General features: G+C 57.2%; 23 protein-coding genes and 2 pseudogenes. 10 read left to right on the top strand and 15 right to left on the bottom strand.

What is annotated here, in order from left to right:
• Positions 1–38: 38 nt before the first annotated feature.
• The 6 genes from BHC62_RS21490 to BHC62_RS21465 all read right to left on the bottom strand — a co-directional run bounded on the left by BHC62_RS21490 (position 39) and on the right by BHC62_RS21465 (position 8,816).
• Complete coding sequence (locus BHC62_RS21490) at positions 39–587, bottom strand: fimbrial protein (RefSeq protein WP_070996083.1); 549 nt, start codon at positions 585–587, stop codon at positions 39–41.
• A 321-nt stretch (positions 588–908) separates the two neighbouring features.
• Complete coding sequence (locus BHC62_RS21485; protein WP_070996082.1) at positions 909–3,251, bottom strand: ATP-binding protein; 2,343 nt, start codon at positions 3,249–3,251, stop codon at positions 909–911.
• Positions 3,248–5,638 (bottom strand): ATP-binding protein, encoded by a 2,391-nt coding sequence (locus BHC62_RS21480; RefSeq protein WP_083335471.1) that lies wholly within the window; start codon positions 5,636–5,638, stop codon positions 3,248–3,250. Before BHC62_RS21480 ends, BHC62_RS21485 begins: the two co-directional genes overlap by 4 nt.
• Complete coding sequence (locus BHC62_RS21475; RefSeq protein WP_029293655.1) at positions 5,635–6,300, bottom strand: response regulator transcription factor; 666 nt, start codon at positions 6,298–6,300, stop codon at positions 5,635–5,637. The genes BHC62_RS21480 and BHC62_RS21475 overlap by 4 nt, the downstream gene beginning before the upstream one ends.
• A 131-nt stretch (positions 6,301–6,431) precedes the next feature.
• The gene (locus tag BHC62_RS21470) at positions 6,432–7,097 is read right to left on the bottom strand and encodes a response regulator transcription factor (RefSeq protein ID WP_029293653.1); all 666 of its coding nucleotides are present in this window, start codon (positions 7,095–7,097) and stop codon (positions 6,432–6,434) included.
• A 384-nt stretch (positions 7,098–7,481) separates the two neighbouring features.
• The gene (locus BHC62_RS21465) at positions 7,482–8,816 is read right to left on the bottom strand and encodes an EAL domain-containing protein (protein ID WP_070996081.1); all 1,335 of its coding nucleotides are present in this window, start codon (positions 8,814–8,816) and stop codon (positions 7,482–7,484) included.
• Positions 8,817–9,115: 299 nt separating this feature from the next.
• On the opposite strand from BHC62_RS21465, the gene proP reads away from it, so the two are divergent.
• Entirely contained in the window at positions 9,116–10,618 is a 1,503-nt protein-coding gene (gene proP / locus BHC62_RS21460) for a glycine betaine/L-proline transporter ProP (protein WP_029293649.1), read from the top strand.
• 300 nt (positions 10,619–10,918) lie between these two features.
• Here proP and BHC62_RS21455 read toward each other — a convergent pair whose 3' ends face one another.
• Together BHC62_RS21455 and BHC62_RS21450 are read right to left on the bottom strand one after the other, a co-directional pair.
• On the bottom strand, positions 10,919–11,242 hold the full coding sequence (locus BHC62_RS21455) for an aminoglycoside phosphotransferase family protein (protein ID WP_371128928.1): 324 nt from the start codon (positions 11,240–11,242) through the stop codon (positions 10,919–10,921).
• A gap of 168 nt (positions 11,243–11,410) precedes the next feature.
• Positions 11,411–11,617, bottom strand: a complete 207-nt coding sequence (locus BHC62_RS21450) for a hypothetical protein (RefSeq protein ID WP_070996141.1) — start codon at positions 11,615–11,617, stop codon at positions 11,411–11,413.
• 229 nt (positions 11,618–11,846) lie between these two features.
• On the opposite strand from BHC62_RS21450, the gene BHC62_RS21445 reads away from it, so the two are divergent.
• The 3 genes from BHC62_RS21445 to BHC62_RS21435 all read left to right on the top strand — a co-directional run bounded on the left by BHC62_RS21445 (position 11,847) and on the right by BHC62_RS21435 (position 13,640).
• A complete protein-coding gene (locus BHC62_RS21445) occupies positions 11,847–12,452 on the top strand; it encodes a hypothetical protein (protein ID WP_029293642.1) in 606 nt (201 codons plus the stop codon).
• A gap of 31 nt (positions 12,453–12,483) precedes the next feature.
• Positions 12,484–12,714: a DUF6434 domain-containing protein gene (locus tag BHC62_RS21440; RefSeq protein WP_070996080.1), complete on the top strand. Its 231-nt coding sequence runs from the start codon at positions 12,484–12,486 to the stop codon at positions 12,712–12,714.
• A 176-nt stretch (positions 12,715–12,890) separates the two neighbouring features.
• A complete protein-coding gene (locus BHC62_RS21435) occupies positions 12,891–13,640 on the top strand; it encodes a nucleotide excision repair endonuclease (RefSeq protein ID WP_029293638.1) in 750 nt (249 codons plus the stop codon).
• A gap of 286 nt (positions 13,641–13,926) precedes the next feature.
• On the opposite strand, the gene BHC62_RS21430 is transcribed toward BHC62_RS21435, so the two are convergent.
• Both BHC62_RS21430 and BHC62_RS21425 read right to left on the bottom strand, forming a co-directional pair.
• Positions 13,927–14,298, bottom strand: coding sequence for a hypothetical protein (locus BHC62_RS21430; RefSeq protein ID WP_070996079.1), 372 nt, complete (start codon positions 14,296–14,298; stop codon positions 13,927–13,929).
• A gap of 126 nt (positions 14,299–14,424) precedes the next feature.
• A complete protein-coding gene (locus BHC62_RS21425; RefSeq protein WP_029293635.1) occupies positions 14,425–14,745 on the bottom strand; it encodes a hypothetical protein in 321 nt (106 codons plus the stop codon).
• A 369-nt stretch (positions 14,746–15,114) separates the two neighbouring features.
• On the opposite strand from BHC62_RS21425, the gene BHC62_RS21420 reads away from it, so the two are divergent.
• From BHC62_RS21420 to BHC62_RS21395, 6 genes are all read left to right on the top strand, one after another.
• Entirely contained in the window at positions 15,115–15,678 is a 564-nt protein-coding gene (locus BHC62_RS21420) for a phosphoglycerate mutase family protein (RefSeq protein ID WP_070996139.1), read from the top strand.
• Between the two features lie 246 nt (positions 15,679–15,924).
• Positions 15,925–16,422, top strand: coding sequence for an RNA polymerase sigma factor (locus BHC62_RS21415; RefSeq protein ID WP_224791095.1), 498 nt, complete (start codon positions 15,925–15,927; stop codon positions 16,420–16,422).
• 5 nt (positions 16,423–16,427) lie between these two features.
• Positions 16,428–17,363 (top strand): FecR family protein, encoded by a 936-nt coding sequence (locus tag BHC62_RS21410; protein WP_071610057.1) that lies wholly within the window; start codon positions 16,428–16,430, stop codon positions 17,361–17,363.
• Between the two features lie 76 nt (positions 17,364–17,439).
• Complete coding sequence (locus tag BHC62_RS21405; protein ID WP_070996078.1) at positions 17,440–19,845, top strand: TonB-dependent receptor; 2,406 nt, start codon at positions 17,440–17,442, stop codon at positions 19,843–19,845.
• 269 nt (positions 19,846–20,114) lie between these two features.
• A complete protein-coding gene (locus BHC62_RS21400) occupies positions 20,115–20,717 on the top strand; it encodes a hypothetical protein (protein WP_070996077.1) in 603 nt (200 codons plus the stop codon).
• Positions 20,718–20,772: 55 nt separating this feature from the next.
• A complete protein-coding gene (locus BHC62_RS21395; RefSeq protein WP_070996076.1) occupies positions 20,773–21,081 on the top strand; it encodes a hypothetical protein in 309 nt (102 codons plus the stop codon).
• A gap of 115 nt (positions 21,082–21,196) precedes the next feature.
• Here the strand turns inward: BHC62_RS21395 and BHC62_RS21390 are convergent, their stop codons facing one another.
• From BHC62_RS21390 to BHC62_RS21375, 5 genes and pseudogenes are all read right to left on the bottom strand, one after another.
• Positions 21,197–22,237, bottom strand: a complete 1,041-nt coding sequence (locus BHC62_RS21390; RefSeq protein WP_070996137.1) for a GGDEF domain-containing protein — start codon at positions 22,235–22,237, stop codon at positions 21,197–21,199.
• Between the two features lie 29 nt (positions 22,238–22,266).
• Positions 22,267–22,482 carry a hypothetical protein gene (locus tag BHC62_RS21385; protein WP_133714811.1) on the bottom strand — a complete coding sequence of 72 codons (216 nt, stop codon included), beginning with the start codon at positions 22,480–22,482 and terminating at the stop codon, positions 22,267–22,269.
• Between the two features lie 199 nt (positions 22,483–22,681).
• Positions 22,682–23,047: pseudogene (locus BHC62_RS29380) on the bottom strand (methyl-accepting chemotaxis protein); the annotation flags it as partial.
• Between the two features lie 186 nt (positions 23,048–23,233).
• Positions 23,234–23,950: pseudogene (locus BHC62_RS29375) on the bottom strand (PAS domain-containing protein); the annotation flags it as partial.
• Between the two features lie 90 nt (positions 23,951–24,040).
• The gene (locus BHC62_RS21375) at positions 24,041–24,934 is read right to left on the bottom strand and encodes a hypothetical protein (protein ID WP_070996073.1); all 894 of its coding nucleotides are present in this window, start codon (positions 24,932–24,934) and stop codon (positions 24,041–24,043) included.
• Between the last annotated feature and the right edge of the window lie 192 nt (positions 24,935–25,126).

Below are 25,126 nucleotides of genomic sequence, written 5' to 3'. Positions count from 1 at the left end.
TTGAAACATCAACAGGGCGTGTGTCCATGGCCTGCGACTTACTGATAGTTGATGGAGTAAGTCACGGAGCTGACAACGGTGCCCGGAGTAGTAGCCGCCTGGGCGAAGTACTGGACAGCGTACGGCAGGGTGGCAGAGGTGGTGGTAGCGTCGACATCGATACGGCTGGTGGACGTGACCTGCGCGGTGTTACCGGCCTGGATTTTTGTGCCATTGGTGGCGTCAACCAGTTGCAGTTGAACTTTGGTGGCAGAACCGCTCACGTTCTTCAGGTTGCCGCTGACCGGATCAACACTGCCGCCCGCTTCAAAGAATGCAGCAGCAGTCTTGATCGCGGCCGAGCACTTGCTCAACTCGATGTTGAAACCTGTCTGGCCGGCCACTTGACCTGCGGCAGCCAGGGAAGCAGTGGAGATGGTTGGCAGCGTGACGGTCGTGCCGCTCGCACCGCTGGCACCGTTCACTGCTACCTGACAGGTTTCGGCTTTGAGTTCGCCGTTGAAATCGATTTTTCCGTCCGAAGCCAGAGCAGCGCAAGAGACTGTGGCAGCGACCAGTACAGCGAGGGCGCGGGCTTTGTAATTCATGAGTAACTCCGAGAGAGCGATGTTCTACAGTAAGTTGTAAAGCTTCCGTTTATCGGAGAGCTTCTGTGTTGTTGCAGGATTAAGTTTAGGGACGGCGCATCAAACTCCATATAGGAGTGCTCTGAAAAACCCTTGAACGCCTCACCTTTCTTACACTTTCAACGCCACTGAAACTTACTGTTGCGCGCTGTCTTTATTGAAATAACAGCCACACTCCGTCAATAGGAGCACTCCTAAAAAGCAGCCCTGCCAATACTTATCAATGGTTAAACACACGAAATAAAAAGCAGCCGCTATGTAGCCCTGAGGTCCGCACCCAGCCTAGACCCCGCCAATAAGCCCACCCCTGTGCTCAAGCAGGCTGCGGGCATGGCCCGCGATAGCCTCTGCAGGCCAGCTCAGTTCATCTTGCAACAGCACTTCGATACGCTGCGCCATCGCTGCAAAGTCTGCCCAACCCACTTCCAACGCGGCAGAGTGCAGTCTCTGCGCTGCGTCCAACGCCAAGCTGCGATCGCGCAAGGCGAGCCGCTCTATCAGGCTGTTGAGTTCCTTGCGCAGCGCCTCCGGTGTCGCCGCCGGCTCCAGACTCCTTTCAACTGGCGGGGCCTGGGGGAGTTCGCACCAGAGCTCAATCATCTGCTGCAACTTGGCCAGTTGGATGGGTTTAGTCATTACGCCATCTAAACCGGCATCAAAACAACGCTGAAGGTATTCATTCCCGGCAACTGTCGAGACGGCGATGATCGGGCAGTATGAGCGTTCGTGTTCGCGCTCCAGCTGACGAAACGCGCCAGCCATACGCTCATCACTCTCTGGCGAATCACACGCTATCAACACCATATCGACCCGATGGGCGCTGAACAATGCCAGCCCCTGGGCTGCATCCGCCGCCAGCAGCGCGCCGCAGCCAAGGCTTGCGAGCTGTGCCTGCAATATTTGCCGACTGGGCAACGAGTCATCCACCACCAGCACCTGCAAACCGTTACCGGCCTCAGGTATGGCAGGCTCGTTCGCCGGCAAGTGGTGAGATGCAGCCAGTTCAACGGGCACTCTCACTTCGACCTGGGTCCCGACGCCCAGCAGGCTGCTGAGCACCAACTCGCCGCGCATCAGCCTCACCAGGCGCCGGCAGATCACCAGGCCCAGGCCGGTACCGCCAGTGCGCCGATAGGATTGTTTGGCCCGGGCGTAAGGCCGGAACAGCGAGGATTGCGCCTGTTCGGACAAGCCTATGCCCGTGTCGATGACTCGAATCACCAGGTGCCGCACCTCCACCGCAGGCGCCGTCAAAAGTTGCAACTGCACCTCTACCCGGCCGATCTCGGTGAACTTGACGGCGTTACCGATCAGGTTGCGCAGCACCTGCGCCAGGCGCAGCTCGTCCAGTAACAGCGGATCACTGGGACGCTCGCCGGTGACGAGCAGCTCGAGGCCCTTTTCCTGCGCTTGGGCTCGATGCTCGCCCACTATCCGCAAGACCAGCGCCCAGAGGTCCACCGGTTCAAGATTGAGGGCCAGTTGCCCGGCTTCCATCTTGGAGATGTCCAACACATCATCCACCAACCGCAGCAAGGTATTGGCGCCGCTATTGGCCAACGCGGTGAAGTGTCGTTGCCGCTCGTCGAGTGGGGTGTGCTCAAGCAGCTCGACGGCAGCCAGCACGGCGTTCATCGGCGAACGCACCTCATGGCTGATGACTGCCAGAAACATCGCCTTCTCCCGCTCGCTGTTCATGGCTTGGCGACGCTGCAGACGACTTTGCAAGACCAATGCAAGCAGCACTATCACCACCATCAGTAACAGCCACAATTCGCCCTGGTAATGCTCGGCAATAGCCTTGACCGTGGGTATGTCCAGGTCCATCTCCACAAACCAGGCATCATAGATCGCCTTGCGCTCATCGCCGCTGATGGACGCCAGCGCCTTGTCCAGGATGGACAGCAGAAGCACATCGCTGTCACGTATCGCCATGCTCACACCGGTATGCAGCATTGGAAGCACACCTGAAATCTGCAGCACCCCATGATATTGGCGAGACAGGTAGGGAATCAGCAGCCATTCCGAAGCAATCGCCGCATCCGTGCGACCATCCTTGACCATCGCCATCATGTCCACCGCATTCAGCGCAGAGACAACGGTTATCCCCGGGGCCTTATGCCTCAAGAACGCGACATAGTCCTCCTCACGGCCCAGCATCACCACCCGCTTGCCGGCGAGTAGCTCCAGGTCGGCAAAAGGTTGGTCGCCAAACCGACTGACGATAATCGTCGAACTGGTGTTGTAGGGCGTGGTGTAAAGCATCCCGATATCCTTTGCCGGGTCATCGTCGCGGCGCCGGGTGGGCAATATATCGACTTCGCCGCTGATCAACATGTCTTTGCGGGCGCTGCGCGTAGTGGTGGTGACAGGTTCGAAATGCAAGCCCGTACGCGCTGCAATCACCCTCAGGTATTTGGCTGACAAGCCTCTGAGCTGGCCGTTGCTGATGTATTCAAAAGGCAGCAAGTTATCGAATACGCCAACACGCAGCACCGGGTGGGCGGCAATCCAATCACGCTCCTGCTGGGTCAACTCCATCGGCGTCGGGCTGGCGTGTGACGCCCCACTCAGGTTGCACAACAGGATTGCCAGCAACAGCAGGCGTTGCAGGAAGGCGCTCATCGCTGCGTCACTCGCGCGGGCCGATTGGGTGGCAGCACGTCGAGGGTCGCATTCCCGCCCAAGGCCTGCCAATGCTCAACCAACGCCCGCAGGGCCTGGGCATAGGCCGGGTTATCCCAGCCCTGCGGCCCACGCAACAGGCGCTCCAGATGCTCGGCACTCTGCCCCAGGGCCAACCACTCCATGATCAGTGCGGCCCCGTGCAGACGATGGGCAACGTGGACCGCACTGGGCCGGTCACATAGCGCGATGGCCTTGATCAGGCTGCCGATGTCACTGGCCATTTCCCGATTGATCGCCGCCTGATCCAGCTGTGGGGCCATCAGGCTCGCACGGGGTGCCGCCAGCTTGACGTCGCACCAACGCTCAATCACCTCGCGCAGTTGCCCCAGGCGTATCGGCTTGCTCAAGGCTGCGTCCATACCCGCCTCCAAGCAGCGTTTCAGATGCGGTTCACCGGTCAAGGCAGAAATAGCGATGATCGGGCAGCGTGAACGCCCCAAATCGCGCTCGAACTCACGCAGTTCGCGCACCAGGCTGTAACCGTCCTGGTCCGGCAGGTCGCAGTCCATCAGGATCAATTGGTAAGCTCGCTCCCCAAACAAGCTGCGGGCCTGGGCGGCATCGGCGGCGATCACGGCCGCGCAGCCAAAGCCACCGATCTGCGCCCGCAGCACTTCCTGGTTGGCCAGGGTGTCTTCCACTACCAGGATCTGCAGGCCGCCCGTCACGGCCTGAGGCGCGGACGGCTGAATCTGCGGCTGTTCAGTAATCTGCGGTGCAACCGTCACCGGCACGCAGAGGATGATGGTGGTACCAACCCCCGGTTCACTGTTGAGCGTCAACGATCCCTGCATCAAGTTGGCCAACTGCTGGCAGATCACCAGGCCCAGCCCGGTACCACCGGAGCGCTTGTAAGAGTGAGTGGCCTGGGCATACGGCCGGAACAACGATGCCTGCACCGCGTCGCTCATACCGATCCCGGTATCGCGCACCTTGACTTGTAATTGCTGGCCGTCGGCCTGCGAGCCCACCAGGCACAGCTTGATGTCGACTCCACCGGCATCGGTGAACTTGATGGCATTGGATAGCAAGTTATGAAAGATCTGCGTCAGGCGGGAGCTGTCGAGTAACAGCATGGGCAGCGTAGTGTGGATGCTCACGTTCAGGCTCAGGTGCTTTTCCCGGGCGCGCAGGCGGTGCAAGCCAACTACGCCTTGCACCAGCGCGGTCACATCGGTCGGTTCAATGCTCAGGCGCAACGCCCGCGCACCCGAGCCTGGGGTGTCCAGCACGGTATCCAGCAACCGCACCAATGCGTTGGCGCCGCCATTGGCAAGGTGCACAAAGTGGCGCTGCTGCTCATTGAGCCGGGTGTGCCCCAATAATTCCATGGCCGCCAGCACGGCATTCATAGGCGAACGTATTTCATGGCCCATGACGGCCAGGAACATGGTTTTTTCCTGCTCGTTGCGTACGGCCTGACGCCGCCGGCGATGGCCGCGATAGACCAGCACACACAAACTGGCGAGCACCAACGCGCCCATGACCAGAACATGCAAGAAGTGCTTGTAGAGGGTAAGCAAGGTTGGGACATTCAGGTCGAGGTCGTGATACCAGTGGCTATAGATCACTCGGCGTTGCTCGGCGGTGATTGACCCCAGGACTTTGTCGAGGATCGAGATCAGCATGGCCTGGTCCGAGCGAACCGCCATGCTGACATCCAGCGCCTGGCTGCCGACCACGCCTGAAACTTCGAGGATGCCCTGGAACTGGCGGTACAGATAGGGCATCAGGAAGGTTTCCGATGCGATGGCCGCGTCGGCACTGCCGTCCTCGACACGGGTCAGCATTTCCAGGGCCGATTGGCTTTTGATCAGCGTGACCTTGGCCCCTGTTTCACTGACTATCTCATCGTAATGATCCACGTCGGGGACCATCACGGTTTTGCCTTGCAGTTGGTCGATGTCAAAGATATCGAGGCCGTCGACACGGGTCACGATGATCGGCGAAGTGGTGTGGTAGGTCAGCGCGGTAAGGCCCTTGGTCGCCCGCTCAGACCTGAAGCGCAGGTAAGAGGACAACAGATCGACCTGGCCATCGAGGAGCATCTGCTCGCGTATCTGCGTGGTCTTTCCTGGCACGTAGGTGAATTCAAGGCCCGTGGCATCGGTCACAAATTGCAGGTACTGCGCCGAACGCCCTTGCAGTCGCCCGTCACTCAGGTACTCGAATGGAATCAGCCCCTCCGCCACCCCCACCCGTAGCACCGGGTGTTGTTGAATCCACTGCTGTTGCTGTTCACTCAGTTGAACCCCATCCGCGCCGAGAGCAGGCGCTCCTCCTATCAACCACAGCAGCACGCCCCCCCATAACCACTGCCTCATGGCGAACCAATGATCTTGTTGAGCTTGAACAGTTCGTTGTTCGAAGTGACTCCCAGCTTGCGAAACGCCGAGGTTTTCTGGGTGCTGATGGTCTTGATGCTGCGGTTGAATTTCTCGGCGATTTCGGTAATGGTCATGCCCGCCAGGTAACACCGAATCACCTCCTGCTCGCGACTGGTCAACTCCGCCAGGATCAGCGCGTCCGGCACCTCGCCAGGGCCCTTGCGGGTGTCGCTGGTGACGGTTTCGGCAAGGCGATAGGTCATGTCGGGACTCAGGTACACCGCCCCCGCCGCGACTTTACGGATGGCCTTGACCAACTGGCCCATGTCCTCGCCCTTGCCGACAAACCCGCGCGCCCCGACACGCATGGCCAAGCCCACGGTCGCCGGGTCATGGTGGGTGGACAATACAAGGATGTGGCTATCGGGAAACTTGACCCGCAAGGCGCGGATCAATGACACGCCGTCCAACTCTTCGGGACTCAGCGAAAAGTCCAGTAGCAGCAAGTCTGCAGGCGCCGTGGCGAGGCCGGCGATCAGGTCCCGGCTGCGCTCATAAATGCCCACTACTTCAAAGTTCGCCTCGGCCGCCAGGGTATTGGCCAGACCATGTCGAACAACCGCGTGATCATCCAACAAAGCAATACGTATAGGTTTCATCGTGATCGAGCCCACTCAGCCCAGCGCACACCGCGCTGCCGAAAAACAGGGGTAACCCACCGCTACAACGTCTGGCACGCTCGTAAGTATATGCAACAACCAGCAAATCGCACGGCGCGTGGGTGGCGGGTTCAGACGCCTTCAATGAGGTGCTTGATCTTGAATAACTCGTTGTTGGATATCACGCCCAACTTGCGAAAAGCCGAGGCCTTTTGGGAACTGATGGTCTTGATGCTGCGATTGAACTTCTCAGCAATCTCGGTGATGGTCATGCCGGTCAGATAACAGCGGATCACTTCCTGCTCGCGAGCGGACAGGCTGACAAAGCGCAGGGCATCCTCACGGTTGCGGACTTCACCGTCATAGTTGACCGCAGTGGCCTCGGCAACCCGGTAGGCCATGTCCGGGCTCAGGTAGACCACGCCCGATGCCACCAGCCGGACGGCATCGATCAACTGGCCCATGTCTTCACTCTTGCCGAGAAATCCCCGAGCACCTACGCGCAAGGCCAGGATCACGGTGGCGGCATCATGGTGGGTGGAAAATACCAGGATGCGGCATTGTGGAAACTTCACCCGCAACGCTCGAATCAGTAAAACACCGTCCAACTCGCTGGGCCCCAGGACATAGTCCAGCAACAGCACCTGCGCCGGAGCCTTGGCCAGCCCTGCCAACAGTTCACGCGTGCGGGCGTAGACACCGACCACTTCAAAATCAGGTTCCTGCACTAAACGATTGACCAGGCCATGTCGCACGATTGCATGATCATCCAGCAAAGCAATTTGTAAGCGTTTCATAGATCACAGGACACTCTATATAACGAGCAAAAAGATGAAAAACAACTCCGCCTCATCATTGGTAAGTTGCCGTCATTGCAGACGGGCTTACAACGTCAATTCCATCCGTGCAACTGAGCAAGCGCACATTAAAAAGCAGCAGGCGAACTTTTGATCACGCAATACACTACGCACTGGCAAATTTGAAGTTGCCAGGCGAACAGTCGTTTTTTTTGAAATCAATGACCTTCAACAATAATTATTGAATAGTCAGATTGATTAACTCCAGCGGCAGATAATTTAAAAAATTCGACGAGGGTGAATTTAAGTCACCGATGAAAAAATGGAAATAAGAGTACTCCTAAAAACAACATCAGCAGGGCAGACAGGCAAACACAAGTCTATTTATTGATGTTTATTGCGCTGAATCAGGAAGCTCAAAAAAGCCTCGACTTCCATCGGTCGCGCCAGCGCATAACCCTGCCCGACGCGGCAGCCCAAGCGGTGCAACAAAGGGATTGTGGACTCATCCTCGATGCCCTCGGCCACCAGATTCAGATTCAGCAGGCCGGCCCAGCTGACGATGCCTGCAATCACCTTGCGTGATGAGGAGTGCTGCTCTACCGCACGCACGAACGAGCCGTCGATTTTCATCTCATCGAACGACAGGTTCGCCAACAGATTCAGGGTGGCCGCGCCCGTACCGAAATCATCCAGGGACACCTGGAAGCCCTTGGCGCGGATCGCCGTCAGCGAGGCTGAAAGATGCAGTTCATCCGGCTCGGGTACGTCCTCGGTAAGCTCGATTTTCAGCAAGCGGTTCGGCAACTCTGCCTGCTGCATCCGCGTGGCGAGACGGTCGGCAAAGTGCGGGGTGCAAAGGGTTTTGGCCGAGGCGTTCACGGCGATGGGAATCAAGATGTTTTCACGCTTGAGCGCCAGCATCGCCCTGATGCTCCACATCTCCACCAGGCTGAACAGCAGCAGGTCCAGGCCCAGGCGGTTGACCAACGGCATCAACACCGACGGCGGGATTTCTCCAAAGCGCGGGTGCTTCCAGCGCACCAGTGCCTCGGCCCCCACTACACGCCGGCTCAACAGTTCGAATTGTGGCTGGAACACAAAGCGCAACCCCTCCCCCGTGGTCAGCGCATTGATCACTTCATCCTCGGCCAAGGCGTCGAATGTGGTCATGTGCAACTGCGGGTCCGGTTTCGCGCGGGTCAGCACCACGGCTCGCAGGGCATCGCCCAGTTCCAGGGTTGCGCCTTCACGCAGGATCTCCACCAGAATCCCTGCGGCCCGGGCCAATCGTGCATGAGACTCCAGCGCACTGATGGCGACCCCGCCCATGTGCTTGATCCAGCGCTGCTGGGTGTCGGCATGCGGGGACACCACGCCGTCCTCCTCTGCAGCGCGCACCTGGGCATTCAACGTGGTTTCACCGGTCCAGAAGATGCTGGGCAACTGCGCCACGGTGCCGGCTTCGTGCAGGCCCTTGAGCAGGCTTGGCAGCATCAGCCCATCATCACACCCCGGACGAATTTCGCAGACGATAACGTCCACCGGCTGCTCAACCAGCCAGGTCTGCACGTCGCTCAACGATTGAGCATTGGTCAGCGCGGTCACGCCCATACTGCTCAACGCGCCGGCTAGCCGATTGGCACAGGTGGCGTCGGTTGCCAACGTGATAACGCGCAGGGCGTTGAACTCGTTGGGTACGGCGGCATTTACGATCATGACAAGAATTTCCCGATACTTTTCCAGGAAAAAAGCTTATCAGTGCCAAAAAAGAAGCAAATAGGATTGGGACTAAAAGCGCCCTTGCCTGCGGGGTGTGCGAGCCACAATGGCGCGCGGATTGCCTGGGATCAGGTCAGTTTTCTCGCGTTATCGTCGAGGAGCATCGCCAGCAAGCCGGCGCCTACAGGAAAAAAAACATAAAGCGGTGAATTATTTCGTGTCCTCATGTATCTGACCGAATAGACCATGCCATTAAAACAATGGCATCGACACCGTTCAGTGACAGAGTGACCTGTATGAAATCACGCAAGAAAAGCGTCAGCCCAATCGGGTTGAACGACATCACCATCGTTGACGACGCCAAGATGCGCAAGGCGATTACCGCCGCCGCACTGGGCAATGCCATGGAGTGGTTTGACTTCGGGGTGTATGGCTTCGTGGCCTATGTGCTGGGCAAGGTGTTCTTCCCCGGCGCCGACCCTGGCGTGCAGATGATCGCGGCGCTGGCGACCTTTTCCGTGCCCTTCCTGATCCGCCCCCTGGGTGGCCTGTTCTTCGGTGCGCTGGGGGATAAGTACGGGCGGCAGAAAGTCCTCGCGGCCACCATCGTGATCATGTCCATCAGCACCTTTGCCATCGGCCTGATTCCGTCCTATGCCTCGATTGGCATCTGGGCCCCGATCCTGTTGCTGTTGGCCAAGATGGCCCAGGGGTTTTCGGTGGGCGGTGAATACACCGGGGCTTCGATCTTCGTCGCCGAATATGCCCCCGACCGCAAGCGCGGCTTCCTCGGCAGTTGGCTAGACTTCGGCTCCATCGCCGGCTTCGTGCTCGGTGCGGGCGTGGTGGTGGTGATCTCCAGCGTGCTGGGCGAAGAGCAATTCCAGGAATGGGGCTGGCGCCTGCCGTTCTTCCTCGCCTTGCCCCTGGGCATGATCGGCCTGTACCTGCGCCACGCCCTGGAAGAAACCCCGGCCTTCCAACAGCATGTTGAAAAACTCGAGCAAGGCGACCGCGAAGGCCTGGCCCGCGGCCCGCGTGTGTCGTTCAAGGAAGTCGCCACCAAGCATTGGCGCAGCCTGCTGACCTGCGTCGGCGTGGTGGCCGTGACCAACGTCACCTACTACATGCTGCTCACCTACATGCCCAGCTACCTGACGCACAACCTGCACTACAGCGAAAACCATGGCGTGCTGATCATCATCGCGATCATGGTCGGCATGCTGTTCGTGCAACCCTTGATCGGCTTTATCAGCGACAAAGTCGGGCGCCGGCCTTTTATCATCGCCGGCAGCATCGGGCTGCTGGCTCTGGCGATTCCGGCGTTTATGCTGATCAACAGCGGCAAGCTCGGGCTGATTTTCGCCGGGTTGCTGATGCTGGCGGTGGTGCTGAACTTCTTTATCGGCGTGATGGCGTCCACCCTGCCGGCAATGTTCCCCACCCACATCCGCTACAGCGCCTTGGCCAGCGCGTTCAACATTTCGGTGCTGATCGCCGGCCTGACCCCAACCGCTGTGGCCTGGTTGGTGGAAAGCACCAACGATTTGTACATGCCTGCCTACTACCTGATGGTCATTGCCGTGGTGGGCCTGGTCACCGGGCTGACCATGAAGGAAACCGCCAACAAACCCCTGCGCGGCGCGGCCCCGGCGGCGTCGGATATCGAAGAGGCACGGGAACTGCTGCAGGAGCATCACGACAATATCGAGCAGAAGATCGAAGACCTGGACGAGCAGATCGCCGAGCTGGAAGCCAAGCGCGAGAACCTGGCGCAACAGCATCCGCGGATCGACTGATCCGCTGCCATAACGGAACTCGATCAGGCAGCGCGCTTGGCTGGGCGGCAAAAAAGTCTAGGGGCTGGCTTGCCGGCGATGGCCATAGGCATCTACACAACTTTCAGAAACTGACGATCTTCCCTGTGGCGAGCGGGCTTGCCACAACAGACCTATCTGCCTGGGTTTATGCGATGCAGCAAAGTTGTGTAGATACCTATGCGGCGATGGCGGTGGGTCAGTCACTTTGTCGGCGACCGGTCCTGCGCGATCGCTTCAAGCCAGCTCCTACAGGGGGGGGTGATGGCGACAGCTTACTGATCACCGCAGTGCCGCCGCCGCCAGTTGCGCCGCGCCGAGGGTGATTCCCGGTTCATCCCCCTCTTCAAGCATCCAGGTTGATGACAACCCTGCCCAGGCAAGCACCCATTGCAGGAGCCTGCGCCGCTCGATACCCGAAACACTGGCGACCACTTCGATCCGCCGCGCAAAGCACTCCGGGGCCAGGGCGCGTTCATCGGGGTTGCAGAACAGGTTCGCATAATCAAAGCCCCGTTCGCCGTAGAGGCCCTTGGGATCAATGGCCAGCCAGCCGGACGCGGCAAAATCCAGCACGTTGCCATGGTGAATATCGCCATGCAGCACCGTGACATCCCGAGGTGCTGCCAGCCTGCTCCTCGGCCACTTGGGAGATTTTGAGCATGGCAGGCATGCCACGCTGGCGAACGGGCAGTAGATTACCGTTGCGCGAGACGAATGCGTCGCCGTCGACGACCAGGTCCCATCGCTTGAGGTAGTGATCAAACATACGCATCACGGCTCAGACCGGAACCTCACAAAACCCATGGCAAACAGCCAACCGCTGAGCATTGAGAGATAGAGCGAGGTATACGAAGTAAAGGTGTAGTCCAAGACGAAGTTGAGCGCGGTGAAGGCAATGGCAGCGCACAGGAACTGCGTGCGGGTAAACCGACTCAGAAAGCGTTCCGTGGAGAGATTCAAGGTTCGCAGGTGCTTCATGAATTTACCCATCTGCACCGGCCACTATCCCGGCACAACCCAGCACCCGAATACTTCTGCTCGACGATTTCAGTTCCATTGCCGCAAGGCTCCCTTTCAAGAATCCGCGGAGTTTATCTCAGCCCTGGGCAAACAAGAACGTTTCTCGCCAGAGAATGCCGCACAGAGCTGATGAGAATTCACCGCAGAGATGACATAGTCGCGCTGACGACCAATGGAGTTGGCCCCAATGAAGCACTACGTTCTCTATATCCTCCTCGCGCTGCTTGCCGGATGCAGCACCGGGCCGTATCTGCACCCGCAATCGACAGTAGGCACAAATGCTCTGCTCGAACGCACCTGCCCCGGCCCGAAAGCCGCGATGAGCTTTGCCCCACGCTCGGCAGAGCTCGATTGGGTTCACGTGTTGGTCTATGCAGCACCGCCCGGAACATACAGCTGGCCGGACAAGCTGCGCTCAACCGACACCGAACTACGTCTGTTTGGTCGGCTTTACACCCCCCCGCGCCTGCGCAACCTGAATACCCCGGATGAACGCCGGGCGGCCTATCAACAGACCGATCCGCCATTGTGGGTCAGCGCCGCCTCACCCCTGGTCACCGTAACGCTGGCGACAGGTGAAACCTATCAAGTCAGTATCGAGCAGTTGAAAACCGGCTTTGATCCCAAGGAGCAATCGAACAGCAGCCGCAAGGGCACGGCCCTGGGCAAGGGCGATATGGATGACTTCACCCTCACCTTTCCGGCCATATTCGTGAACGGCGAAAAAGTGCCGATGGCGCCGATTCATTTCAAAAAGCGTGAAGAACGCTATGCTCCGGTCTTCAATTGTTGAGTCAGAAACCTGCATCACCCAAGGAGCGGCAATGATCTTCGACTGGCACTCGGGCCCCATCACCCGCGACACCCCACTGGACCCGCACTACCGGAATACGCAGAAGGTCCGCCGCTTCCTGATCGGCGAGTGCGGGGAGTCGTTCAAGTTCGATCGGGCGTTCATGGCGTGGATCAAGAGTGGCGAGCCCTTGACCATGGGCGACGTGGCAGATCAATGGAATCGTAATTCGTCATCCCGGCGGCAAGCGTTGGATCAGTAACCTGCCCAACGCAAGTTGAGTGCAGGTTCGCCGGCGCCCGACCGGCGGCACCCCATTTCTGCGGTTCATGCCGCACTATATTCGGCATGCCTCTACGCCCGACTCCTCCCGCCCCATCGTTCGAATACCCTGCCCACCTTCGCGCCCAGGCAGAGGCGGCGCCGCGTGCGCCCGGCGTGTATTTTTTCTACGCACAAGACGATTCGCTGCCGTTGTACATCGGTAAAAGTGTCGATCTTCGCAGCCGCCTGCTGGCGCACCTGCGCAACCCGGAAGAGGCGCGAATGTTGCGCCAGGCACAGCGGATCGAATACCAGCAGACCGCAGGGGAAATCGGTGCACTGTTGCTGGAGTCGCGCCTGATCAAAGAGATGCAGCCCTTGAAGAACAAACGCCTGCGCCGGCAGCGGCGCCTGTGCTCGCTGCGCATGCACAACGGCAAACTCGAGATCATCGACACCACCGCGCTGGCCGAGGGCCCGCAGTTGTACGGGCTGTTTCGCAGCCGACGCATGGCAATCGAAGCGTTGATGCTGCTCGCCGACGAGCACCGCCTCTGCCATAGCTTGATGGGTATAGAACCACCCAGCGCAAAAGGTTGTTTCCGCGCGCAGATCCGTAAATGCGCCGGGGCGTGCCGGGGCGATGAAACCCACGCGGCCCACACCGAGCGTTTGCTGCAGGCGTTGGCGCACTGGGCCGTCCATCGCTGGCCGTACCCCGCCGCCATTGCGCTGCACGAATGCCATGGCCAGATGGAGCAATACCACGTCGTGGACAACTGGCGGTACATCGGGACTTATGCCTCGCAGGCCGAAGCCCGATTGGCGCCGGCCCTGCCACCGCAGTCGTTCGATGCTGACAGCTACAAGATTCTTGTACGGCCCGTGCTATTCGAGAGCGCCCGTGTGGTGCTGCTTTCGTAGGTAGCGCCTTACCGCGTTCAGATCAGCGGGTGCGCTACCTGCCCGGCAGGAACCTTTTTCACAATCTGGAATCAGTGCTGCATGTTTTCATACCCATGACTCAGCGAATTCCCGATGATTTTAAAAAGATCCCTGCTCTGTATCGCGTTGCTGGCCATCGGCTTTCTTGCCGGATACGCCGCAAAACCCAATGATGTGCTTCAAGTGACGGCTGGCCAACTCATAGAATGTGGCCAGGTAACCATTCCGACCCTGGGCATGTAAGCCCAGCCACCAGCGCCAGCCCTTACTGCGGTTTGAATTCAGGCACCCATAAGGTGCAGGCGGTGGCAGCCTGGGCGACAAGCCAATCATGACCCCGAGTGCCGAAGGGGCGTGGCATCGTGTGGGAGATCCTTAGCGCCATGTTGTAGGCGCCCGTCATTTCATTCTCAGTCGGGTTTGTCTCTTCCAGCTTTGTATTGTTCTTGAGCCCATTAAGCGCCCCTTGTAGAGCGATTGCCTGTTTGTAGGTGTCTTCGCTTTCTTCAAGGATAGATACCGCGATAAACGCAGCAGTCGAGCAACGATCCATCTTTTCCCACTGTTTGAGTTGCGCGTCATCAGCGAAAGCAGTGGCGCACCCCAGCAAAACCGTACATCCCAGTAAATAACGCATTGATAGCTTCCCGGCGAATAGTTGGCGGTTTTAATAACCCATTGCAATCCAAATTGCCACAACGCTACTCGCCGCACCCGTCATTCATGCTCGGCTGCCACCTTGATCTTTGTCATGTGGTCCGCACTAGCCCGCCTTCACGCTGCGATGCGTAGTCAACACGCCTTTGTCATCGAACAAGAAAATCATCTGGTTCCCCCCATTGTCCTGGCAAATAACGCCTTCAGTGCCTGCGTCGACGATCCCTTGGCAAGCCATGTTCCAGACATAAGGGCGGATTTGGCATTTCAGTGTCTTACCGTCTTCTATCACCAGATGATTAGTGGCCGAAATGCTTTCTGGCGCGGGTTTGGGGCAAGCGCCATCTCCCCAATTGACACCCTGATGATTGGGTTGCGAAACACAACCAGCCAGCAAGAGCATGGGCAGCAGGCATCGGTAATTCATGAGCACTCTCCTTAGTTGCAATAGGGTTGAGCGCAACCCTAACTTCGGCTTCGCTGGGGAACGGGGATTTAATTAATTGCCGGACCAATAAACTTTTAGAGAAGGCACTAAAAAGAACCCTCTTTCACCACAAAAATAAAGCCCAAAAGTTAGCATTGATCCGTTCGCGAGTGAACTAGCACAGATGGGCTAGTGGCTCATTGCCTTTTATAAAAACCCTGATTATTTTTTCGGGATGCCGCGCGCCTATTGCCCAGGTGGTACCCTCCCGACTCAATGTTCTGCCTACCCAGTAGCCACCTGGCTTTAACTGCCCGTAAGCACTCATCCTTCACCCGCCCCCACCAGCAAGACAAGGACGTAAACACAGTGAACAGGGAGATCATCCTGATGCGCCATGGCCAGCCGAACCTGACCATGAGCGGCAAGGTTTCTTTAGTCGACATGCAACACTGGATCGAGCATTACAACTTATCCGAAATCATCAATCAGCCCCCACCAGAGGCCAGTGTGCAACTGGCGGCGAGCGCTCAGGTGATCGTATCGAGCAGTGCCCCACGAGCGCTGACATCCGTACGGGCGCTGTGCCTTCAGCCTAGTGTGGTAGACGCTGTGTTCTGTGAAGCACAACTGCCCCATGGTCGCTGGAGGCTGGCGCGGCTCTCTCCTTTTACCTGGGCATTTATCCTTCGTATCTCATGGTTGTGCGGTTTCTCAGGAGCGGTCGAATCCGCCCGTCAGGCCAGGGTACGGGCCAGCAAGGCCGCCCAACAGTTGCAAGACCTTTCCAGCACCGGGCCGGTGTTGTTGCTCGGTCATGGCTTCATGAATCGAATGATTGGTAAGCAGCTCGAGGCTAGCGGCTGGACTCGCCAGATGCGCAATGGAAACCGCTACTGGAGCGCGGTGGTTTATCAGATGTATCAGACGTGAGTTACGCAAGTAACCCGCAAAAAACCTGCGGCAAACATGCCCCAGATCCATGCGCCCTGCCGGCCGAACACAAACTGCCCAACAGCCCAAGGGTCAGCAGACTCATCCCCTGGCCGCACTCTGCCACTCGCTGCCATTTCCAGTCATAGGCCGATCAAGCTGGCAGCCCAAGAAAAGATTGTTAATGCGAAGCGCTATCATTAAAGTACGGGGCTTTCCTCTGCGTGATCTCTGCCAATGTCGAGCATGACCACCGAAGAGCTTGAGGTGGCGTTTCGGGCCCATGCCACCGAGTTGCGTTCGTTTCTTCATCGTCAGTTGCGCAATCCTGAGACTGCTGCCGATCTGACTCAGGAAACCTACCTGCGCCTGCTCCGTCAGCCACCCCGTAAACCGGTGCTCAACCTACGCGGCTTTATCTTTAAAATTGCCCGTAACTTGGCGATTGATCATGCACGCAGCAGGCAAACACGGGAGCGCCTCGACGAAGGTACCGCCTACCTTTACGAGGTAACGGGCGAAAGCCCGGCTCTGTTCGATGTCGTGGTAGCGCAACAGGAACTCGCCGCAATGGCCGCCGCTTTGCACCGCTTACCTATCCAGTGCCAGGAGATATTTACCCTGTGCCGGCTGCGCAACCTTCCCCATAAGGAAGTAGCCTCTCAACTGCAGGTATCTGTAAGTACGGTGGAAAAACAATTAGCTATTACTCTCGACTTTCTCAGCCAATGCCTGCAACGATAGCCGGTATGCATGATCAATCCGACACCCCCCAATCCATTAGCGAAGTCCAGCGCACTGCCCACGCGTGGGTGATTCGCCTTACCTCGGGCTCGGTGCAGCCCTCTGATGTGGCCGCGGCGCGGGCATGGTGCGAACAGGCACCGGAGCATCAGCAGGCGTTTGTCGAGGCGCGTCGGCTGTGGAGTTTAAGCGCACATCTGGCCGAGCCTCGTGCCGCAGCACGGCCGTCGTCGCGACGCGTGTGGGCAATGGGTATCGCAGCATCGTTGGTACTCGGGCTCGGCGTGGCATGGGCGCAATACATGGCGTTGGACGCAGACTATTACACCGGCACCGCTGAGCGTCGCCAGGTCACGCTTGCTGATGGTTCCCACATCACCTTGAATACCAACAGCGCCGTTGATGTGAATTTCACTGACGATGGGCGCCGCATTACCCTGCGCAAGGGCGAGGCCGTGTTCGATGTAAAGCCGGACCCACAACGGCCCTTCAGTGTGCAGGCAGGGGCCCTGAGCGCTACGGCCCTGGGCACGATCTACGCAGTGCGCCGTGATGGAGAGCACGTGGATGTCACCGTGCGCCGCGGGCGTGTGGCTGTCACCAATGCGCCTGACAAGGTGACGCTCAGCGCTGGCGAAACCGTGGGTGGGCGTGCCGTTGGCCTGGGCGCCAAGCAGAGTGTGGTCGTCGACACGATACTGGCGTGGGAGCAGGGTCGCCTGGTCTTCGAAATGACGCCGCTTGCGCAGGTGCTTGAGCAGGTCGAACGCTATCGTCCGGGGATCATCCTGATACGGGACACGAGCCTGGGCACACTCAAAGTCAGCGGCACCTTTCAACTCGACGACCTGGACGACGGCCTGGCGACGCTGGAGAAAGTCTTTCCCCTCAAGATCGAGCGCTACACCGACTATCTGCTGGTGATCTCCTCCAAGACTTGACTATTTTTACGGGTGTTGGCGTGTCACCCGTCTCCCCTCCCTAGAACGATAATGTTTCGTATTAGGGAGAGCACTGATGCAGCATCCGTTACCTGAAGGTTTGCCAATAAAATCTTTGTCCGCAGCCCCGCTTACACTGTTGTGCGTGCTGATATCCGGCCTGGCGTTTGCTGATCCCCACTCATTCAATATCGCACCGCAACCCTTGGCGAGCGCGCTGAACCGCTTGGCTGCCCAAAGCGGTTTACAGGTGATAGTGGATGGCACGTTGGTAGCCGGCAAGAACAGCCTTGGGGTGGTCGGCCCCAAAGAGCCAGAGGCGGCACTGGCTGAAGTATTGAAAGGCAGCGGCTTGACTTGGCGCGCGACCGGCGCAAACAGCGTGATGCTGGAGAAGGCTCCCGAATCGAGCAGCACCCTGCAATTGGGGGAAACGGCAATCGTCGGCCAGGAGATGGGCGAAACGACCGAGAACACCGGTTCCTATACCACCGGCGCCATGCAGACCGCCACCAAGCTGCCCTTGACCTTGCGTGAAACGCCACAGTCGGTCAGCGTGGTCACGCGCAAACGCATGGACGACAAGGCCATGACCACCATCAGTGATGTGGCCCAAAGCGCGCCGGGGATTTTCCTCAATAACTCCGGCGGCGTGGCGCGCCCCACCTTCAGCGCGCGCGGGTTTGACGTCGACACCGTCATGTACGACGGTTTTCCCACCAGCTTCCTCACCTACCTGCCCAGCAGCGAAGCCAACCTGGCCATGTATGACCGGGTGGAAATCGTTCGCGGCGCCACCGGCCTGGCCCAAGGCGCCGGCAGCCCTGCGGCCGCCATCAACCTGGTGCGTAAACGCCCGACACATAAGTTCCAGGCGGTGCTCACCGGCAGCGCTGGCAGTTGGGACGATTACAGCAGCACCCTGGACATTGGCGGCCCACTCAATGAAAGCGGCACTTTGCGCGCCCGTACCGTGCTCTCGCGGCAAGACTCGAAAAGCTTCCGCGAGTCGGTGGAAAGTGACGCGGACCTGTACTACGGCGTGGTAGACGCCGACCTGACTGATACCACCACTCTGACGCTGGGCGCCTATCGGCAGAAGGACTACACCAATTATGTCTGGGGCGGGTTGCCCATGGCCCGTGGCGGTGGTCATCTAGGACTACCCCGGGACACGTTCCTGGGACATGACTATGAATACATGAACAACCGCACCACCGGTTATTTCGCGACCCTGGAGCACGGTTTCGCCAACGACTGGAAGCTGCGCATGGCAGCCATGCAGTCGACGACCGACAATGACGTACTGGCCTCTTCCATTTGGGGATACAACCGCCACTATCTATGGACGCAAGCCATGGAGCAGAAGGAAAGAGGTTATGACCTGGCCCTCAGCGGCCCCTTCCAGTTGCTGGGTCAAGAACATGACTTCAGCATGGGCCTGAGCAAGCGCCAGCTGGATTATCGTACCGGTAATATTTGGGAAAGGTTCATCGACAGCAACGTCGATCTGTTCGCGTGGGACCCACGTGGCCATACCAAGCCCAATATCGTCAAAGGCCCCGATGGCCGTCTCGAGACGACGACTCAGGACAGTCTCTATGCCAGCACCCGCCTGCGCTTGACCGAACCTCTGTCGCTGATTCTCGGCGGTCGTCTGGACTGGTACGAATTCGAAAGCAGGGCCACCCCCGCAAGCAGCTACAAGGTCACGCGCAATTTGACCCGCTATGCCGGCCTGGTCTATGACCTAAACGCCAATCACTCGGTCTACGTCAGCTACACCGATATCTTCAAGCCGCAGACCGAAAAAGGCCTCGGTGGGCAAGTGATCGAGCCTATCTTGGGCGAGAACTACGAAGTGGGTATCAAGGGCGAATACTTCGATGGCGCACTGAACGCCAGCCTCGCTGTTTTCCAGATTGATCAGAAGAATCGCGCCCAGGAATTGCCTGACGTCAAAGGCTGCGGTCCAGCCGCCAACAGTTCGTGCCACGAGGCTTCCGGCCTGGTGCGCAGCCGAGGTGTTGACCTGGAAATCCAAGGCGCCCTGACCGAAAACTGGCAACTGGCCGCTGGGTACACCTACACCCAGACGAAATACGTCAACGACGCCAATGCAACCCTGGAAGGCCAGGACTTCAACCGCCGACTGCCGCGTCAGCTATTCAAGCTCTCCACGATCTACAGCCTACCCGGCGACCTGCAACGCTGGCGCATTGGCGGTGATGTTTACCAGCAGAGCCAGATCCGCACCGCGGGAGGCAGCGGTAGCAGTGCATGGCAAAATCGACAGGGCTCGTACACCGTGGCCGGCCTGGTGGCAGGCTACAAGGCCAGCGAGCAACTGGATTTGCAGTTCAACGTAAACAACCTGTTCGACCGTACTTATTACGTCAGCATCGCCAACGGGGGCTATGAACCGTACGACGTCTACGGCGACCCACGCAATTTCAAACTGACGGCCCGCTACAGCTTCTAAGACGCGGCTGGACTCTCATGTCCAAGGACGGACGTGGCGAGATGCTAGGACGATTGCGCTACGGGGTAAACGCCGCCATAGCCACACACGGGACCGCAATCTTACTCATTGCCACGCCCATGTGATTGATGACCGGCGCGTAGCGCTGGCGTTCCACAGAAGACTGGCGGTTCAGGGACGCTAATAACCCCATCGAGATTTTTCAGCTGTTACGCAATGCTCCTCTTTTTTTGTGGTCTCTACCCTGACTCCGCAACAGGACAGGCCCCATGTCGATACGCACTGCGCTCTGCCTGCTGGCTCTGCCGTTGTTCGCAGGCTGCCAGTATTTGCCACACACCGTTTACTTCACGGCACCTGAAAACGAGCCGAACCCCGCATGGATCCGCATCGTCAACGTCACTCAGCATGCCGATCTGTACCAATACGAAAACGGCATACGCTCGGGCGGCGTCATTCGCAGTGGGCCGCTTCCGTTCATCCATACGCAAGATGAGGGTATGCCGAAAGCAGGGCAAAACCTCACGTCGGACTATTACGAAACGCGGATCCGACCAGGCATCGAAACGCATGTGGGTATGTTCTGGGAGGGGGGGCGCACGCAATCCTGTTCTGTCACGGCGAAGTTCACGCCCCAAGCTGGGCGCTTTTACCAGTTCAGGCTGACATCAGGTTCAGCAGGCACCTGCACGCTGTATCCGTCTCTGATCGAGCGCGACAAAAACGGAGATGGGTGGCATCTCACACCAAACTCGCAGGTGTCGTACAAAGGCGAAGGGCCGACGGCCAAAACCCATTACAACAATAGCCGCTTCGAAGATCCCGATTATCATCCACCGGCGGATCTCTATCCTGGCATAGATGTTTTATAAAGCGGGCCACGGGGACAAACTCGTGGCTGCCAACACAACTACAAGGAGTCGTTCATTGGGTGTCAGAAAGTACTGGCCAGCGCTCGCCGAGCGAGCCTCAGAGGATCTATTCGCATGGTCGGCCTTTGTCGCGCAAACAGAATTCCTGTGGCAGGACACTGCTTTGGTCCAGGACACCGTCGCTTGGCAACGCCTCTGGTTCGAACTGGAGATAATCAACGGGCTTGCGTTGGCGCAATGGGAAGATCAGGGCAGGCCTGATGACTGGTCCTGCTGCTGGAACAAAGACTATCGCCAAGAAGCGGCCGCCCTGGCGTCTGAACTGGTAGCAATGCTTAGCGATGCAGATTCATCTGCCTCCTGAGTACACGAGCGTCAGCCACGGTGCCATGGACTCGGATCCCGGCAGACACACGCTCCCTGCGCTTCTTGCCGCGATTGTAAAGCTGGGGGCAATTCAGCCCTACCCAATCAGTTATTCACCGTGGCGTACCATGAGTTGGCGGCATGAGCTGCTTGCCATCCCGAAAAACACGATCCTTACCGTTGCGCTTGGCCTCATACATATTACAGTCGGCAGACTTAAGTACTGCAGACATGTCGGACGTCGCCGAGAATCGCGCGATACCGGCACTGCAGGTGTAGTGATGGGGTGGCGAGACGCTGTGCCGGATCGCCTCCAAAAGCCGCAACGCGTATTCATTGGCGACCGAATCATCGTCACCCAACAGTAAAACCCCGAACTCCTCCCCACCAATCCTTCCAACAGTGTGACTGCCAGGCGTGGACTGCAAGCACGCGGCCATTGCGCATAAAATCTTGTCGCCCACATCGTGACCATACTGATCATTTTTAATTTTAAAACTGTCGATATCCAACATTATAAAATAGCCATCGCCCCCACCTGCCATCACTTGCTGGAAACTCTCCATAAATGCTCGCCGGTTGAGTATAGAGGTAAGAAAATCGGTCTCCGCCAGGGTTCTGAACTCACTCTCGATCAATAACACTGAGCGCATATTTTTCAAATATGTAAAGCTCAGGGTAAAGCCAATTGACATGGACGATACGCAAAACAGCACCAGATATACTTCCAACCCCCTATACATGCCCACGTCAAGGTTTGACCACATCAAAATCCACACCAGTGCACTGGAAAGCAGATAGTCTTGAACCGTGATAAATAAGATGGCGCTACTCACCACAATTATAACGGCCAGAGGCAAGGCGAATACACGCAGCTCTGCACCGGAATCAATCACACAAGAAAAACCAAATGCCAATACAACGATGTATACGCCACCCAAAAGCCGCCATACCAGGAAGTTACCGGTCGCACGATGAAAGTGACAAACTAAGAGCAGGCACATGGTAATTGAAAAATTCAGCCAATTGATACTCGGCACTGGATCCACCAACAAAACACCCAGCCACGCCACCACCCCAACCAACTCAACTTTTGTTACCGCGGGTGATAACAATGTCCGCATTCGCGGCCTAATCTTGAAAGTCGCTGGCATCTCTAATTCCCTTTCCATAACGACTCAGATTATTCGACGTCTTCGCCCTGCCCCCTTTCAATCATTTCGATAAAAAAATTTGCCGACAGCCGTGCCATCTGCCGCCACTCCGTGTCGCTAACAAGGCCGCTGCGCAACAATTCGTCTGCCGCGTCCAACAGACCGAAATAGTAAGTTTCCAAATCCATTTCTGGCTCATATCGAACAATCAGGGCTTCCCAATCTTGCATAGCTGAACTTTTCATAGGCTCGTCCCACGCGGCTCACACATTCTTTTCGACATATACACAAGGTCGACCACCGCACGTTATTAGCATTTTTGGAAAGATAGTTTATTCAAGCTGCAATTTCAGAATAGGTAGTTTTTCTACGCGCAAGCAACGTGCACAAAAAAGGTCCAAGAATTACTTCCACTGCCTTGTAATGACATGCTAACGATGCTCATCAATCCAGGTCGCTGGTGACCCGCCCAATTGCTTCCACGACTTGCTTGGCACCCAACTGAATATCTGCCATCGCCCTGCCTGCCTGCTCAGCCAGCTCCAGCAACCTATCGGCCTGGTCTCGGCTGCACTGGACCTGAACAGTGGCTTGACGGGCCAACTCACCGTTCTGTCGCACTACGCTGGCAATCTCCTGTGTCGCCGTGCTGGTGCGCCCAGCGAGTTTGCGCACCTCATCCGCAACTACCGCGAAACCACGGCCGTGCATTCCCGCGCGCGCAGCTTCGATGGCTGCGTTAAGCGCCAAGAGATTTGTTTGCGTGGCAATGGCGCCGATAGTGTCAACAATGGATCCGATCAACAGCGACTGTGACTCAAGGGCACTCATGCTTGCGGTCACTGAAGCCATTTGTTGCGCGATGGTTTGCATGGATATTACCGAGTCGCCTACCAGGCCCATGCCCCGGTCCGCCTTGACATCGGTATCGAGCGAAACCTCGTAAGCCATGTGTGCTGCCTGTTTGACTCTATCGGCTCTCTCAACCTGCTTTGTCACCACACTGGCGAACTTGGCGACCTTGTACACTTGCCCGCAAGCATCCTTGATCGGGTTATAGGTTGCTTCTAGCCACACGACCCGGCCGTGTTTATCCAGGCGGCGAAAGCGCCCCGCAATGAACGCACCTTTATTCAACGACTTCCAGAAATCAGCGTAAGCCGCAGAAGCAACATCCTCGTCCAGGCAGAATAGGCGATGATGCCTGCCTTCTATCTCTGCAAGGCTGTAGCCCATTGCGTCGATAAAGGGCTTATTGGCATGTAGGACTTCACCAGCGAGGCTGAACTGCACAATTGCGGTTGACCGGTTCAAGGCGCTGAACATTTCCACGCTTTCCTGCTCGTCCCGCGCCAATGGCGGAGCGATACAGCCGTAGCCTTGAAATGTGCGTTCAGACAAAGAGAGCCAACACATGCCAAGCGTGACAATTTGGCCATTTGAACCGGTGTAGCGCTGCAACTCACTGGCCCGCAGATTCGGCGCAAACGCGCTGCGCGGCTCAGCCAGTATGTTGCTAATCTCCGAGCCGGATAGCTCATCTAACGAATAGCCAAGCACATCGGCGAATCGCTGGTTGGCCGAGATGATTCGGCCCGCCCGATCAACACGCAGTGAAATAAAAACCGATTCAAGGTTGGCGAATACGCCAAGTAATGTACCGAGCTCGCCCTTGCAGTCGAGCAGAGCATTTTTTATGCGACGGTTAAACACACTGACCTCCGATGCTAACGAGTACTACAATAAAGGACAATGTCTGTATATTATGCCGCCCAACAACACGGCCTTTCAAAAGCATTCACGCTACGAACCAAGCAACGACTTGGTCCGGGGATACTTATCATTAAACTCGCTATCCCCCATTCCTAATTTCAAGCTAATTCGCGCCACTGAAAAATTTATGGCCATGGTGCGCCTCACCAAATCCAGAAAAGCCGGAAGTAGTTCCACCGTATTCTTGTGGCATTTGAAATATCCGTGTAGCTCACCTTCTCGAACCATGCGTATGATATGAGTCTTCGACACGCCCAAGCGCGAAGAAAGCTCAATATACGTCGACACTTTATAACCGGCCTGAATTGAATCCTTACGCAAGCTGTCTACATACAACGCAAGCATCGGCAGATGCCCACCATCTCTGTTCATAATCCATTTTGCCTCAGGCAATAACTTGTCAAGCATCACATCAGCCTCCAACAACTTTGCGAAGCCATGAAAAAACACACGCAGCATGTCTTCCGACTCCCATACATCTTTCAGGCAAGCATCGTATGGAACTATCAACTGCGACGGCAGCAAATAAGATTTAATCATCCTGGTGGTTTCACACAGCGCCGCGCCGGTGGGTTTGAAAACACGCTGCCTACTGTCTTCGTCATGCATCCGGACTTGTATATAACCGGTAATAAAGAAAAACGAAAAGTAAGAGTCCAAGCTATTGCGCGATAAATAACCACGCTCTTGGCAGAACGCTTTAACCTTGGACAGGGGCACCAAATGATCTTTGTAATTAAAGCTCAACAAAGAAAGCGCTACCATAAACCTGTCATATTTGAGCAGATTTTTGTAAAACAGCGGTTTTTGTCGATAGTTCTCCATCACCAAATCGAAATGTAGGAGGATAGCGTCATCCATGTCGCATCGGGTCATCGCGGAACTGGTCTCTATCAGATACTCAAGCAGATCAGTTTTATTCATCGACGCTCAATAGACCTCACAAGACAACATCAAATAGCCACTACCTGCATCATGCCCAGTATATGCGTATTCAACCATCTGAAAATTTCACCCCAAAAATGTTCTGTCGCTTCCCCTTCGTATTAAACCTCGCATCGCTTTTGTGAAGCATTCGACCGAATGCAGACGTTTACGAAGGTCTGCTTTGGGCTA

The organism is Pseudomonas sp. 06C 126, assembly GCF_001855215.1.
GTDB lineage: Bacteria > Pseudomonadota > Gammaproteobacteria > Pseudomonadales > Pseudomonadaceae > Aquipseudomonas > Aquipseudomonas proteolytica.
Note: the sequence above shows the minus strand (reverse complement) of the source record. Positions and strands in the feature narration are given on the sequence as shown.